Raw genomic sequence first — 15,497 nt, forward strand, 5'->3', positions numbered from 1 at the left:
GGATGGCTGAGACACGCCAAGGCCTATTGCGACAAGATCACTGAAGCGTTGCACCTCACGCGCGACAGCTTCGTCATCGAGGTGGCCTCCAACGACGGATATCTGCTGAAGAACTTCGTTGCGGCGGGCATCCCCTGCCTCGGCATCGAACCGACCGCAAGCACCGCGGATGCCGCCGAGAAGATCGGCGTGCCGGTGCTTCGCGCGTTTTTTGGCGCGGCCACGGCGACAAAGCTCGCTCAAGGCGGACGGCAGGCCGACCTGATCTGCGGCAACAATGTCTACGCCCACGTACCTGATATCAACGATTTCACTGCGGGCCTGCGGATCGCGCTCAAGCCGGGCGGCACGATCAATCTTGAGTTTCCGCATCTCAAGAGCATGATCGCCTGCAACCAGTTCGACACGGCCTATCACGAGCACTTCTCGTATCTGTCGCTCACGGCGGTCGCCCGCATCTTCGAAAAGGCCGGCCTGCGCGTGTTCGATCTCGAAGAGCTGCCGACCCATGGCGGTTCTTTGAGGATCTATGGGTGCCATCAAGACGATCCGCGGCAGACGACGGCGGCCATGACCGCCATGCTGGCTGAGGAGAAGCACTTCGGATTGCAGGACCTCCGCCTGTACCAAGCGTTCCAGCAAAAGGCCGACAAGGTCAAGAACGACTTCCTCGGCTTCCTGATCGAGCAGAAGCGCGCCAGCAAGTCGGTCGCCGCCTATGGCGCCGCCGCGAAGGGCAATACGCTGATGAACTATGCCGGGCTAAAGCACGACCTCATTAGCTTCATCTGCGATGCGGCCCCCTCCAAACAGAACAAGTTCATGCCCGGCAGCCACATTCCCATCCTACCTCCGGACGAGCTTGCCAGGCGCAAGCCCGATTGGGTTGTAATCCTGCCCTGGAACATCTCCTCCGAAGTCCTGCAGCAACATGAGCAGATCAAGTCATGGGGCGGCAGGTTCGTGGTGGCCGTTCCGGAGCTGAAAGTTCTGCCATGAAGGTCGTGGTGACCGGCGCGACCGGCTTCGTCGGCCGGCATGTCGTTGCCTGTTTCCTGCGCGAAGGGCATACCGTTGTCGCCGTGGCCCGCGATGCCCAACGCGCCGCGACGATGCCCTGGCGTAAGCAGGTGAAATTCGTCTCCTGCGACCTTGCCGCGGATTTCCAGCTCGTCGTTGAGCATTCTGGAGAGGCCGATGTGCTGGTCCATCTGGCGTGGCCCGGCCTACCGAATTATCGTGATTTCTTTCACATCGGCCGTAATCTGCCGGCCGATCTCGCTTTTTTGGAAGCCGCCGTCGCGGCGGGAACACGCCAGTTGATGGTGGCCGGCACCTGCCTCGAATACGGCATGCAGCATGGACCCTTGACCGAGGAGATGGAGACTAGGCCCCATACGCCCTACGGCTTCGCCAAGGATGCGCTGCGCAAGAGCCTGGAGATGTTGCAGAAGCAGCGGCCGTTCACGCTGCAGTGGCTAAGGCTGTTCTACATGTATGGCGAGGGACAGAATCCGAACAGTCTCCTAGCCCAGCTTGATCGCGCGATCGAGCGCGGCGATGCCGTCTTCAACATGTCTGCCGGCGATCAGCTGCGGGATTACCTGCCGGTCGAAGAAGTCGCCGCCGACTTCGTCCGGGCAGCGACTAACCCAGAGCGCTGCAGCGGTGCGATCAACTGCTGCAGTGGGCGCCCAATCTCGGTTTTCGATCTGGTGCGGCAGCGATGCGAGAGCCGCGCCAGCCCGATCCAACTCAATCGCGGCCACTATCCCTACCCCGACTACGAACCGATGGCTTTCTGGGGCGTCCCCGCCAAGCTCGCTCCTTTGCGCCAGGTGACTTGAGGGTTAAAAATCGAGCTTCTTGTAGATCCGCCACGGAAGCCAGGCGACCGCAAGCGCGATCAGCCACCAGAACCGTGGAAAAAAGCACGCGCCGAAATCGCGCCCTTCCGTCGCAGAGACATAGCGCGCGACCTGTTCCGGCGTCACCACAGGAAACAGGAGCCGCTGGCCAAACGACTGCTGCGTCTCGATATATCCAAGCCGATACAGCTGCACGATGACGCCGGCACCCGCAGTGAGATGACGCAAACTCTCGAAATAGCTTTCCAGTCCACGCTTCGCCGCCGAGTAGATCACATTGGCCTTGCGGCCGCGCACGGCAGCGATCGATCCGAAGCCGACGATGCGCGCTTTGGGTCGCCGCAGCAGGCCCGGCAAGAATCGCGCCGTGACGGCAGTCACGACAGTCAGGTTGCTGTTGAGAATGGCAAGGGAAGCGTCTGCATCCAGTTGCGCTCCATCGTCCCGCCGCGAGAATCCGATCGGAAAGTAGAGTTCATCGATATCGTCGATCTCAGCGGCCGCGGCGGAAATCCGCTCGGCAAAAGCGTCGGGATCGCGGGCGTCCGCGGCGACCGTGACGACAGTTGCGCCATAAACGAGGCGCAGATGCCGGGCCAAGGCATTGAGGTCTTCTGCGTCGCTTGCTGCGAGAAGAAGCCGCTTGCGGTTGGCCGCAAGCGCTTCCGATAGCGCCCGGCCGACGCCGGCTGAAGCTCCGACCACGAGGGCGGTCACAGCTTCAACCGTTCCGACAGATCCGAGCGGAACAACCGCTTCGAATCGAACGCGCGCAAGGCCTCACGAAACCGGTCCGCTTCGGGGTAACACACGTCGACGACCGCGCGCGGCAGCCGCGAGTCTTTGATGATGTTCGGGATTCCGCCAAGCTCGATCATCCGCTGGTCCAAGAACGCCATGAACATGTCGGCGTCGGCGCCGGCCGGCATGTTCAGCGCCAGCGAAATGCCGTCGCCCGTATAGCGCAGCAGATCGCGTGAGCCAGCAAAAAACTTGGCGGAGGACAGCGTGATCGGCAGCGGCTTCTCACGAAGATAGCCGTGGATTGCATCCACATAGTTCGTGGCGGCAGCGTGGGGCAGTATCGCCTGATATTCCCGGAAGCCGGCGGCGCCGAAGAACTGGAAATAGGCTTGCGCCTTGTGGGTTGGAAACAGCGCGTCGGCCAGCGCCACGACTTCCCCGTTGCGCGCGAATCGCTGCTGCCAGCGATAGAAGAAGTTCAGCATCCGCGTCGAGAGCCGGTTCAAGAGAGACACCGGTAACCTCGCGCGACCATCCGCCGACAGGACGGGTGCCTCCGATAGGCCGGGCGTCGTGGCTGGCGCTTGGTCTTGCGACACGAAAGTTCCTTGAATCAGAAAACCCTCGCCAAAGCCGGCGCCGGCCGTGCTCATGTCGTGCCATGTGTACGAAAAATCCGCATTTCGGGCCGCCTCACGCAGGCAATTGAACCCCTGCTCCGCGCTCGAGAACGGCGCAGCGCGGATCTCCACCCATGGGATTGGCGCGGCACAGGCCCGCAGCCGGGCGCGAACGATGTGGCCGGTCAAGCCGTAACCGCCGCAGGTCAGCCTGAACAATTCACCGTCGCGCTGCGGGGACAGCTGCAACGTTCCATGCGCCGGATGAACGAGCGTGACCTCTTCGACCTGGTTGATAAAGGTCCCGTCCCGGGTCTGGTTCTTGCCGTGAACGTCGGCTGCGATGCATCCGCCAACGGAAATGCGCCCATGACCCGGCTGGACCGGCAAATACAGGCCGCGCGCGGACAGAAAACGATGCAGGGCGTACAGCGTGATGCCAGTCTCCACCTCGACCACGCTGCGGCCAGCGTCGAAATCGAGCACCCGATCGAACCAGCGGTGCGAGACCGAAAGCCCGTCGGCGAGAAAACTCGCGCCCGCATAGGAAAGGCCCGCTCCTCGCGAAATTCGAGGGGTCTCGTCGATCACGCCGCGCCAGAAGCGATAGCGGTCCGGCTGCTGCAAATAGCCGCGCGCCCGCACGCAGCCGTCGAAGCTGACGAAATCATGGACCGCCTGCGGTACGCCGTCGCGCGATTGCATGGCGGCTTCGTTCAAGGCGTCACGACGGGCGGCTGCGCATGCGTATAGCGCCGGTTCATGACATAGTTCGGCCGTCCCAATCCGTTCTTGTAGGATCGCGCCACATAGAGTGCAGTGAACGACGCGGTCAAACCCAGAAAAGTACAGCCGCTCAGCACGTTGAGCAGTATCAACCATGGATTTCCGTTCAGAATCTGTATGACGCCGAGCACCCCCGTCAGCAAAAGCCACATCGGAAATACATAGATCGGTAGACGCAGCGGCAGCGTCGTCGACGAAAGAATTCCGGCGATCGCAAAGATCGTCATCCCCAACAGATTGTAGTTGGTCTCGCCCGCGATACGGCGCTCCCGCTTGTAGGGCAGACCGATGCGATTGAATCCGACCCGCGAGATCGAGGCACGAATGAAGGGGAAGGAGTTCTGTTCATTGACGATGGCGTCACGGACTTCCGAGGTCATCAAGGAAAATTCAGCCATGTAAAGAATGATATCGTCGTCTGCGAGCAGACGGACGACGTGATAGAATGCCTTGCGCATCATCTTAATCGGCCTCGCCTCCGCGCGGTCAACGCGCGCGCCATAAACGATATCGAAACCCTTCTCGTAATAGCTCACGAAATCGAGAAGCATTTCCGGCGGATCTTCGCAATCCACATCAATGAACGCGATGATGTCGCCCTCGGCGTTTCGCAGTCCGCATTCCAGCGAGCGTTGATAGCCAACATTCGAGCTGAGCGTGATCACATAGACAAAGTCGTATTGCGCGCGCAGCTTGCAGATCTCGCTGTAGGTCCCATCTCTTGAAGCGTTGTTGAGAAATAGCAGTTCAACATGATAGTTCGCCAGCAGCTGCTGCATCACCGGCAGGGCGCGCGAAAAAAACAGCGGAACAGTTTTCTCCTCGTTATAGACGGGACAGATAATCGTAAGCCGGAGACGCTTCCTGCCCTGTGTCACTTGCCATACCCCATGGTTGATTCCAATCTCCGTGCCCGGCCGCGTCCCGCTCGCATCCAAGATGATAGTTTAGGCAATGGCTGCGGATAACTTGTTCTTATAGCCGCAAAAAGTGCCTGGGCACGTCCGCTTCGATACCCTGAAATAAGGCAACTTGAGTTGAACCGCTTCTCAGTATTGCACTGCTCTCCCTTCAAACAAGCTGCTGACGTTAGCTTCGGTATTCATCATCCCCTATTCGCAGTTGGCTCTCCATTTGCGGCAGCGAAGTTGTCATTGCCTGTATGAACGGCATCGGTCGCATTTAACACCGGCACCTGTCTTTTGCCATATCTACACTCTGCAGCTAAGCGCCGTTCCATATCTCACCAGCGCGTGGCTTTCGCGCCGGACATTAGGCACTAAGCGAGTGACGACTGCGTTCCCTTGAGCTGCGCGGCCCATGCGCGCGCGGACGAGCGGCGAGAACGCCGTGGTCCACCCGTCCTTCGCTAAGAGGAGGCAAATGTCACAGGCGAGATACGACGAATGCTCGCTCATTTCCAACGGCCAGAGACCAGCGCGTTTCAAGGCCGAAACCCTAAACAAAGCGAGCAAATCGCCCGTTGTCACCACGGTCTGCGGTTTCAATGCCAATGCGTAGGGGCCAGCCCAGCCTACCTTTCGACCCACCCACGGCGATTCCAGCACACCAGCCCGATTAAGCATGTAGCATCCGTCCGAGACAAAGTCGTCGGATCCGACTACAATGCCTCCAACGGCACCGATCGTGGGATGCAGTTCAAGCAGGCGGGCCACTTCCGTTGCAGCTTCTTGTGCCTGAATAGTTAACCCGTTAGCGGCGAACAGCACAACAGCATCGGAATCAACCTTCTCCATGCTGGTCGCGTCGCCCATCCAGATCAGTTGAGGCAGATAATCAGTCTTGCGCGCAATATACAGCTCACGCGCACCGCGATATTCCGGCCAGTCCGCAACGAAGAACTGGTCGGGCTTCGCCTGACGTGCGATCTGTCGCTCGAGGACATACTTCACTGACCCTATCGAGCGGTCGTCTCCTTTCGGCTTGTGGGTTGTCGAATCGGCATGTTGCCGCCAATGATAAAGCACTTCGGGAACGTGCTCGATCCGGCCGTCCGCATTGGCGATCCGCATCACGCTGTCCCAATCGTGACACCATGTGGCGCCGGGATCAGTATAGAGCCTCAGCGACAGGGCGCGCTCACGGTTGATAGCACACAGGTGCCAAATATACGAACTGTCGAGGTTGAGTACGGGATCGAACGCAGCACGAAGATAGGGCGACACCGGCTTGCCTTCGACGAGCGCGTCTTCGTCGGAAAAAATCATGTCCGGCCGGTCCAATCGCTCGATCGAACTCGCCAAGATCTGAACGGCATCCACCGTGAGCAGGTCATCCGCATCTACCGGCACGATGTAGTCGCCCTGGGCTTTATCCAGTCCGCGACGCATGGCACCCATGATACCGAGCGACGCCGGCTCAACGACGATCGTTGCGCGCCAATGATCGGCGCCCTCGCGTACGATGTGAGCAAGCGCGTCCGGCGCAATCGGCCCGTGTGCGACAATGACCCACTCCAGCGGCTTTAAAGTTTGCGCCACAACTGACGCCGCCAACGCGTCGAGTAGGTCGATTCTCGTGCCTTCATAAACCGTCGTAATGAGCGAAACCGAGACCGTCTGAGCCGGGAGCTGGTAGCGCGACTGCCGCCGGGCAATATGCATGTCGAGCCAGTCGGAGTAGCCGAGAAGCCCGGCGTGGAGGCGCGCCAGATGCTGGAGATTGGCCTCGGGGTGGACTTCCCGGTAGGCGAGTTCCCGCTCAAGACCGAGCCTCGGGGAATAGACCCGCTGGTCGGGGATCATTGACCAGAAGCGCGACAACCAACGCGCAATCCCTTTGTGGGAAGCAACCGCGGTGTAGGTCCTGTCGACACGTGCGCGCATGAAGGGCGAATAGACCACTCTCCTGCCCCCTTCTGCCGCCATCGCGCCCAGCCAAGGGCCGAGCATTTCAATCGCGACATCTTCGCGCCGCAGTTCACCTAAGCACTGCTTCAGAAACGACGTCCTGACGACGCAATGCGCTGTCGAGACTGCCGAAGCCGTATGTGGCTTCCACATCCGCGCGCCGTAGCCAGGATCGGTCAGCGCGCGCCCCTGATCCGGACAATCGCAACCATCGCCGTAGCCAAAAACGCGGGGACCATCCACGACTGCGGAGCCGTCGTGCAGCATGCCGCCGACCATCACCGCATCAGCGAACAATTCGAGGAGCGCCATCGCGTCCCAGCGCCACTCGTCGTCGAGCGGCAAAACGCCGTTCCATTGCAGCTGGACGAGATCGCTGTCGATTCTCTCGATCGCATCGGCGATATCGGAAACGTTTCCGCGCCCCAGCACGATGGTCGCAGCGTCCGGCAGCGCGTCCGAGGCGTCATTCGCGCCAATCAGGACCGTCTGAATCGATTGCGCATCCAATCGCTTTCGCCGGAACCACCAGTCCACATTGTACTGGAACAGTGGGCTGTTCACGAGCTCGACATTTGTTGCGCCGGAGCGATCAAGAAATCTCTGCAGCGTCCGCCGGTGGGACTCGGTGATGTAGGACTTCGATTCGATGTTTCCAGACGTCGATGCGGTATGCATGCGCCAACTGTAAAGCACTTCCGGAACATGCGTCGGCTTTTTGCCGGCGAGCATGAAACGGATAAAGCTGTCCCAATCGTGGCAGCCTTCGGCAGAGCCGTCGCTGTATAAGCCAAGCTGAATCGCCAGTTCGCGATCGATGGCACAAAGATGCGCAATGTAACACGAGTGCGGGAACAGCACGGGATCCCAGTCCGGCTTGAAATACGCCGAATGAAACCGCCCCGAGTCCAGCTTGTCTTCGTCGGTAAAGAGCAGCGCAGGATAATTGTTATCCTCGATGAAGCGAGTGAGAACGTGGACGCAATCGGGCTCGATCAGATCGTCGGAATCCAGCGGCAGAATATAACGCCCAGACGCCCGTTCAAGACAGTACCGCATTCCGCCGATGATACCTAGATTGCTCTCGACGCGCTCGAGCCGCACGCCGGGATGGCGTGCGAGCCTTACAAGGGTGCCGCGGGTGCCCTCCTCTGTGGAGCCGTTGTCGAGGATCAGCCATTCGAAATGCATTCCCCCGTCCTGAAGAAAAACACTGTTGCCAAGCTCTTCGAGGAATCGAGGATCAGTGTTGTAGGCCGTGGTTACGAACGAAAGCAGGCCGGGCGTCTGATGGTACATTCCATCCCGTCGACGACGGGCGAGACTCGTCTTACGGTAGGCCTCGTAGTCGCTCTTCGCCACCGACGGCAGGCCCGGCGCCACCGATCGCGCGGTTTCCAGCGCTTGCTCGCGCATCCCTTCCAGGCGCGCAAGCAATTCCGTGACGATTCCGTTGAGGCTCTGATCCCAGTCTGTCGGCAATGCGATCGCGCCGGAGGAATCGTAACTCGGCAGCCCGCAATTGATCCGCCCTGCTGCGTTCTCGATAGCCTGCCCGACGCTTTCGGCATTCGGCTCCGCAACGATAATGTTCGGCGAGAACGCCCGCATGCGATCCGCCGTCTTTACCGAGAAGCTGTTGGTAACGACCAGCTTGCCCGACGCAGCCATTTCCAGCGGCGGATAGCTTGGATGCGGCGACAGCATCAGCGACAGCAACAGATCGGCCGTGCGCACACGCTTGGCGTAGTCGTCGAAGCTCATCCATGGCAGCGGATTGAGCATGACGCCTTCGCCGAGTGCAATCGGCGGAAGCTTTTCGCCCATCGACCAGACTTCCCAATTGTCCTTGTCGATCGCGCCGGAGGCAACGGCGCGACGCAGCGCAACGAGGCCGAGTTCGAACAGGTTGCGGCGTGCAATGCTGGGGCGGGCGTAGAACAGCAGCACCTTCTTTTTGGATTGAGAGGCGATGGGAAAATAGTGGGTGCGATCCAGGGCAGGATTGAACCATAGCGCATCGGCAACAAATGCCGGGTCTGCGAAGCGCCCCGCACCTTCCCGGACCAAATGGTCGAGCAAGAGTTGGGTATTGATCAGTGGGATATGGGGCAGGCCATAGGTTTCGAGCGCACGGGCCTGAAAGGTGGAGCCCTCGTGCAGAATTGGCTCGAAATCCTGAATCAGGTAAATGAATGCCTTATTAGCAGTATTGGCGACGGCGTACTTCGCAATTTGGGCGGTCCACCAGGCAGTCGCGAAAAATACATCGCGGATCCCGATCGAGATCGGCTTGGTGCGGTCGAATCCATCGACGATCTCGATGCGGTCCCGGGCGACCGGCCGGTTCAACAGTCGCTCCATGTAGGGGAATAGCGCGGCTTCTTCACCCTCCAGCGATGCATCGCAGGCGATCATCCGGATCCGTTCGCCGCGTTCCGCCAACATGGACGCGAGCAGCAGCGCGGTATTGGGACCGCCGGACATGCTTTTCAGGCGCAGACTCGGCAGCAGTACGTTGACGGAGGGACGATCGGCGAGGTCGTCCGCCACCTCGAGATTTAGCGGAGGGCTTAGGTGGTAGCCTGGCACTTGCGAACGGGCCTCGACATCAGAGGCGCGCGTCGGTTCGGACGCAGCGATCTCCAGGCTGCCTAGCGGAAGCGAACTCGAATGCAGGTCGAACGAACTGATCAGCCCACGATCACGAACATATTGACCGATGGCGCGACCCAGCTGGGTGTCCCTCATGTGCTGTCGATAAAAAGCAAATCCATGTCGCAAGACAAACCTGCGAAGACGATCGGCGATCTTCGGATTGCTCCTTGAAAAGGACCGCCAGGGCGACTTCACGCCTGCGCTGAGTATCCGACGAAGACTGCCGGTCCGCGCGTCGGACGCCAGACTTCGCATGCGAGTTGCCAAAAGCCGCGGGATCGCCATTATTCGCCAACTGGTTGATCTGCGGATTTCATCGAGCTCGCGACTTAGCTGTTCGTTTCGCTGCTTCAGGTCCAAGAGCTCGCGATTCAGATCCGAATTGATCCCGGCCGAAGTGGCAAGGTCGCGCACGATCTCGGGGAACATCTCGTCGGGCGGCGCAGATCGATTGGTCCAGATATTCTTGCTTTCGTCGAAGAGCGGATCCAATTTGTACGGAGTGCCGCTCCATTCCTGGTTGGCCGGAACCACCGACTCCACGGTGCCGGAAATAACGCGCAGACCGAGGCCGTTGTTTGCGGCGGGCGATTTTCTCACCACGCACATCGAATTGATGAATTCGACCGAATGAACCAACGCCAGACTTTCTTCGGGTAGCTCGCAGCCGTATTTGCCAAAGATGCCGCGCAGAATTTCGCCGCGGGCCTTGGGCACCCCCCAATGCTCATGATTGATGACATCCGCAAGGCGCTTGAAAAACGTGATCGAGGAATAGGGATAGTAGAGCCCGCCTTCGAACTTATCCCAGTAACTGCAATGCAGATCCTCGGCGACGAAGATTCCACCCTCCGCAAGATGTGGAAAATACAGCGCGAAAGTCCTAATGATCTCGCTGGACAGATGGGACCCGTCATCGATCACGATGTCGAACTGTCCGGACCTCTGCAGTATCAGCTCCTGAGTCTGCGGATCATTCGCATCGCCGACAATGATGCCGATGCGCGGATCATCATACGTCAGGCGCTCGCAATTCGGATTGATGTCACAGCCGACGATCGCTTGCGCCTTCGGAAAGAATTGAGACCAGATGTCCAGCGAACCGCCGTTCTGGACACCAATCTCGAGCAGCCGGACCGGATAATTCCGCATCGACGCGAACAGGCGCTCATATTCATCGAGATAGAGCGTCCACTTGTCGGACATCTTTCCGGTGTGGTTGGCGTAGAGCTCGTGGAGCGTTCGTTTAATCATTCGTAACCTTCAACTCTACCCGCTCGAACGGAATGCCGACGAGCCCGTAACGAATCTTGCTTGAAGCCACGTTGACGATTAGCGCGTCATGCATCCAATGATGCTGAATGTTTTCGTAGCAGTCGCCGTCCGCGACTGATGCCATGACGGCGTACTGCCCGTTGGGAAGCATTGGCAGACGGAACTCGAACACACCCTCGAACGTCGCTCCGGGCTTGACGCGAATCGGCGTTCTATCGGTGAACGGAAGGGTATTCTCTCCGAACAGATCCTGTCCCAACCGATCCCGGATCAGAAATCCCAGGATCGGCTTCTCCAGTGGACCATGCGCCTTGGCGCGGACTGTCATGCGAACGCGCTCGCCGCCTTCATATATCCCCTGCTGACCAGCCGACAATTTTGTCAAAGAAACGGATTGAATTTCAGCCTGTCCGGTCTTCCAGCCGGTCGCGACGGCGGTATTGTCGCGCACCTTGGCCACGGCCCCGTAATCCACAGCCAATGTGTGCGGATCCTCCGGCGATGTTTCAGACGCTGGCCCGCCAACCGTTTGGTCCGACGCGACCGAAATCAACTTGGCCTCTTCGCCATAAACTTCCTGGAGCGTGAACTGAAGGTAAGTTTCAGAGACCTCTTTGGACGTGCCGGTCATCCGGACCTGACCGTGGGACAGCCAGATCGCGGATTCGCACAGATTCTGCACGGCGCCGGTATCATGGCTGACAAACAACAAGGTGCCGTGTTTTTGAAACTCTCGGATGAAGCGCATGCATTTTTGAGTGAACACCGCATCCCCGACTGCGAGCGCTTCGTCGACCACAAGAATGTCGGCGTCGACATGTGCAATCACGGCAAACGCCAGCCGGACATACATTCCGCTCGAGTAGGTCTTCACCGGCTGCTCGATGAATTCGCCGATGTCAGCAAATGCGGCTATCCGCTCAAAACGCTTGTCGATCTGCGGCCGCGTCAACCCATAGAGCGTTGCAGCCATATAGACATTCTCGCGACCGGTGAATTCCGGATTGAAGCCCGCTCCGAGCTCGAGCAGCGCAGCCACACGACCGTTTATCTTGATCGTACCGCCGCTCGGATTTAGAGTTCCGCAGATCATCTGCAATAGGGTCGATTTTCCGCTGCCGTTGCGCCCGACGATACCGACCGTTTCGCCCTTCTTGATCTCAAACGAAACGTCTCTCAGCGCCCAGAACTCACGAAAATACTGCTGCGGCGCCTTGCCAATCAGCGCCTGCAACCGCGGGAATAAGGACTGCTTCAAACGGTCGTGCGGCTTGTTGTAGATCTGGTAGCACTTACTGAGGTTCTCTACCTTAATCGCGGTTTCGTCAAAGGACATCGGCGAATCCCCGGCGCGTCTTTTGAAACCAGACAAAACCACACCACGCGACGAACGCCCCGCCCAGAAGATAGATCAGAAACATGGACAAGTCCGGCACCTTTCCCCAGAACAACACATCCCGCGTCTGCTCGATCGCGGGCGTGATCGGATTGAGGAACAACAGGCTGCGATATTTCTCCGGAAACGCACTCACTGGATAGAAGATCGGCGACAGGAACATCAGGACCGTGGTGATCATGCCCATGAATTGCGCGACATCGCGCAAATAGACACCGAGCGAAGCCAGAAACCAACTCACCCCCAGGATAAGAAGCAGTAGCGGCAGCAAAACCACCGGGATCAGCACGACCGTGAGATGCGGCACTCCAAACAAGAACAGATACGCAATAAACCACACGCACAGGCTCACCGCGCCATGAAAGATCGCCGAACCGAGCGCAACACAAGGAAGTATCTCCAGCGGAAAAACCACCTTCTTGACGTAGTTTACGTTGCTCAGGATCAGGCTGGGCGCGCGGTTCAGGCATTCCGAGAAAAGCGTGAATACGATCAGTCCGGGAAACAGCACCATCGCAAACTCAGTCTTCGAGTCGCTCCCGACATTCCAGCGCATCTTGAAGACGGCGCTGAAGACGAAGGTGTAGATGACGAGCATCAGAATCGGATTGAAAAACGACCAGAAAAGCCCAAGCACCGACCCGCGATAGCGCCCGACAACTTCCCGTTGCACCAAAGCGCGCATCAGGTCACGGTTGCGCCACAGGCGTGCCAATATTTTCACAGGAGAAATCGAAAAAACCTGCATCAGGCAACCGCTGCAACTGCAAATCGCACGACCGACGATTCGTTACTGAGCGACGCCTGGTAGTGGACGATCCGCGTCACCGCAACATCAAGATCGCACCCAATGATGCCGCGCACGGGCGCCGACGCGGTTAGGCGTTGCCCTGAATACCCGGACGGGTCAGGCGGCGTATCGCCACGGTGAACATTCTCGGGAACGTGCATTTGCTTCTCACTGGGAACTTTGGAATCGGCTCAGACATAGGCGAAAAGCGGCTGTAGCGCAGCGCGCCCCCGTTCGCCCCCTTCGGCGGCCTATTTACCAACCAATGCAGTGCAGCACAATCTAACCCCAGTCTACCACGGGCAATTCTGCCCCCGAAACAGCTCCGCAATGAGGGTTAATGGTCCGACGGCGAATAAACGTCACGGCGAATAAACGTCGCGGACAGTCAAACCGACGACTAAGGTTCCGGGGAGCGGGTTGCGGCAGAACATGCTCCATATAGCGTTCCCACCCTCCCAATCGGGTTCAAGCCGTGGGCATCGCTAACGGAGCGCGGGCGGCCGTCTCAACGGTCCGCAAGCCTACCTGGATTCATCGCCCCAGGTCATCGTCGCGAAGGCGCGCTGCTCGGCGGCGTTCATATCGTCAAACGCTCGGGTCTGGTTGTCCCTGACGAGTAGGTTATGCTGGCTGCCAAGGCGAAACGTGCCGCTTTTGGCCCATCTGTCCATCTCGTAAATGCATCCATCGCCACCCACCACGACAACCTTCAGACCGCGTTGGAGCATGCGTTGAGTCAGGGAGTCCGGGCCGCTCTCGAACAGATATGAGTCGTTCTTGGTGTCGATCGAACCTGGCAGCGCATCGAGAAAAATCTGCCGCTCGATCATAAATGCATTCGACCTGATGTGTGGATTGGGAAACGCCGGAATCTCATTCAGGCGTGCCAACCTGCCACCAGGAGCAATTTCGCCCGCCCAGTACGCTTCGAACTGGTCGTCAAGCGCGTGGTCGCGATCCGGATTGGTCGTGCGCGCCGCGAAATAGGAAACCACCCTGACGACCAGCTTGATGGCAAGCCGCTTCGGCAAGCGCGTCCTGATCACCTGGAACAACCAGTTGAAGCTGGCAAGCTTGGGAAACCCCCGATTCTGAAGCTGCCATACTCCCTTTCGGACGCGCTTCATGGTGCTAAGGGGGCTCTCGTAGGAACCGGTGGCACCGGCGATTCCAACCGTAGGATCAGCGAACGCCGAATGAAGTTTACGAAGCCAGTTATCCGATGCGATTTCGGAGAACGTGTTGAAAAAGACCACGTGCTTGTGCGGCAATTGCCTCGCCGCCTTCGCATAGGCGTTGATGTCGAAGCCGTCATCTGACACGGAGACGGCGTGCGAGAATGCGCGTTGCAGGATTTTGTCTTGCGCGACTTTTCCGTCCGGAAATCCTTTCCGTATGACCACACGGTCATGCGCGATCCCGGGCGGATGCCGCTCCCAGGATTCAACGAAATTCGCGACCGGCTTTACGCCTTCCGCGTAGCGCGCCAGATAAACGACCGCCAGATCGCTGGAAAATGCGGAAGGGGATCCTGGCATGTCGTTGTCCTTGGCTGCTGGATCTCCGGGATCATGGTAGACTACGTTGTTGCTATGATCGGCGAGCCTACGTTTACGTTTTCTTTGCAAGGTCGCTAACGTAGCGTGCATAGGCGCTCTTTCCCAGCGCGGCGCCCAAACGTTCCAACTGATCGCGATCAATATAACCCTGGCTAAAGGCCACCTCTTCCGGACAGGCAATCCGAAAACCCTGCCGTCGCTCAAGCGTGCCGACAAAATTGGCAGCTTCCAAAAGGCTATCTGACGTTCCAGTGTCCAGCCAGGCAAAGCCGCGTCCCATTCGTTCGACTGCCAGTTCCCCCCGGGCGAGGTACGCGCGGTTCACGTCGGTGATTTCCAGTTCCCCGCGCGGCGACGGCCTGATATTGGCAGCAATATCGACGACGCGGTTGTCGTAGAAATAGAGTCCAGTCACTGCGAAGTTCGACTTAGGCTGCAGTGGCTTTTCCTCGATCGAAGTGGCGTTTCCCTGTGCGTCAAATGCGACCACGCCATAGCGCTCGGGGTCGGTGACATGATAGGCGAAAACCGTCGCGCCTGTGGTTCGCGACACGGCATTGGCGAGCAGCGCCGGCAAACCATGCCCAAAGAAAATATTGTCACCGAGGATAAGCGACGAGGGACCGCCTTGCACAAATTGTGCGCCGATGATGAACGCTTGCGCCAAACCTTCGGGGCGAGGCTGAACGGCGTATGACAGAGACAGTCCCCAACGATTGCCGTCTCCCAGCAGAGCCTGAAACAGCGGCAAATCGTGCGGCGTCGAAATGATCAGGATCTCCCGGATGCCGGCAAGCATCAACGTGGTCAGCGGATAGTAGATCATCGGCTTGTCGTAAACCGGCAATAATTGCTTGGAAGTGACCAATGTCATCGGATAGAGGCGGGTCCCACTACCACCGGCAAGGATAATGCCTTTCATATGCGG

The 15,497-nt window shown here is 58.8% G+C and carries 10 protein-coding genes; 2 read left to right on the forward strand and 8 right to left on the reverse strand.

The genetic code is table 11. The features are described from left to right. Positions 1–999 (forward strand): class I SAM-dependent methyltransferase (locus CWO89_RS14420; RefSeq protein WP_130579463.1); only part of this gene is annotated, 999 nt, incomplete at its 5' end. Between the two features lie 8 nt (positions 1,000–1,007). Beyond that, entirely contained in the window at positions 1,008–1,847 is an 840-nt protein-coding gene (locus CWO89_RS14425) for an NAD-dependent epimerase/dehydratase family protein (protein ID WP_245476256.1), read from the forward strand. 3 nt (positions 1,848–1,850) lie between these two features. On the opposite strand, the gene CWO89_RS14430 is transcribed toward CWO89_RS14425, so the two are convergent. From CWO89_RS14430 to rfbA, 8 genes are all read right to left on the reverse strand, one after another. Then, entirely contained in the window at positions 1,851–2,585 is a 735-nt protein-coding gene (locus CWO89_RS14430) for an SDR family NAD(P)-dependent oxidoreductase (protein ID WP_130579465.1), read from the reverse strand. Further along, positions 2,582–3,937 (reverse strand): FAD-binding oxidoreductase, encoded by a 1,356-nt coding sequence (locus CWO89_RS14435; protein ID WP_130579466.1) that lies wholly within the window; start codon positions 3,935–3,937, stop codon positions 2,582–2,584. Before CWO89_RS14435 ends, CWO89_RS14430 begins: the two co-directional genes overlap by 4 nt. A gap of 11 nt (positions 3,938–3,948) precedes the next feature. Then, positions 3,949–4,896 (reverse strand): glycosyltransferase family 2 protein, encoded by a 948-nt coding sequence (locus tag CWO89_RS14440; protein ID WP_130579467.1) that lies wholly within the window; start codon positions 4,894–4,896, stop codon positions 3,949–3,951. Positions 4,897–5,229: 333 nt separating this feature from the next. Further along, positions 5,230–10,800: a rhamnosyltransferase WsaF family glycosyltransferase gene (locus tag CWO89_RS14445; protein ID WP_245476265.1), complete on the reverse strand. Its 5,571-nt coding sequence runs from the start codon at positions 10,798–10,800 to the stop codon at positions 5,230–5,232. Then, entirely contained in the window at positions 10,793–12,157 is a 1,365-nt protein-coding gene (locus CWO89_RS14450) for an ABC transporter ATP-binding protein (protein ID WP_130579468.1), read from the reverse strand. The genes CWO89_RS14445 and CWO89_RS14450 overlap by 8 nt, the downstream gene beginning before the upstream one ends. Then, positions 12,147–12,965 (reverse strand): ABC transporter permease, encoded by an 819-nt coding sequence (locus CWO89_RS14455; protein WP_130579469.1) that lies wholly within the window; start codon positions 12,963–12,965, stop codon positions 12,147–12,149. The genes CWO89_RS14450 and CWO89_RS14455 overlap by 11 nt, the downstream gene beginning before the upstream one ends. Before the next feature lie 566 nt (positions 12,966–13,531). Then, positions 13,532–14,659, reverse strand: coding sequence for a hypothetical protein (locus CWO89_RS14460; protein WP_245476272.1), 1,128 nt, complete (start codon positions 14,657–14,659; stop codon positions 13,532–13,534). Next, positions 14,622–15,491, reverse strand: a complete 870-nt coding sequence (rfbA, locus tag CWO89_RS14465) for a glucose-1-phosphate thymidylyltransferase RfbA (RefSeq protein ID WP_130579470.1) — start codon at positions 15,489–15,491, stop codon at positions 14,622–14,624. Before rfbA ends, CWO89_RS14460 begins: the two co-directional genes overlap by 38 nt. Positions 15,492–15,497: the final 6 nt, after the last annotated feature.

The organism is Bradyrhizobium sp. Leo170 (assembly GCF_004296405.1).
In the GTDB taxonomy this organism is placed as follows: Bacteria; Pseudomonadota; Alphaproteobacteria; order Rhizobiales; family Xanthobacteraceae; genus Bradyrhizobium.

What these genes read in the sequence shown, in the direction of transcription:
- CWO89_RS14435 (WP_130579466.1), bottom strand. Translation starts at nt 3,937, where the DNA reads ATGCAATCGCGCGACGGCGTACCGCAGGCGGTCCATGATTTCGTCAGC.
- CWO89_RS14445 (WP_245476265.1), bottom strand. Translation starts at nt 10,800, where the DNA reads ATGATTAAACGAACGCTCCACGAGCTCTACGCCAACCACACCGGAAAG.
- CWO89_RS14450 (WP_130579468.1), bottom strand. Translation starts at nt 12,157, where the DNA reads ATGTCCTTTGACGAAACCGCGATTAAGGTAGAGAACCTCAGTAAGTGC.
- CWO89_RS14455 (WP_130579469.1), bottom strand. Translation starts at nt 12,965, where the DNA reads ATGCAGGTTTTTTCGATTTCTCCTGTGAAAATATTGGCACGCCTGTGG.
- CWO89_RS14460 (WP_245476272.1), bottom strand. Translation starts at nt 14,659, where the DNA reads ATGCACGCTACGTTAGCGACCTTGCAAAGAAAACGTAAACGTAGGCTC.
- rfbA (WP_130579470.1), bottom strand. Translation starts at nt 15,491, where the DNA reads ATGAAAGGCATTATCCTTGCCGGTGGTAGTGGGACCCGCCTCTATCCG.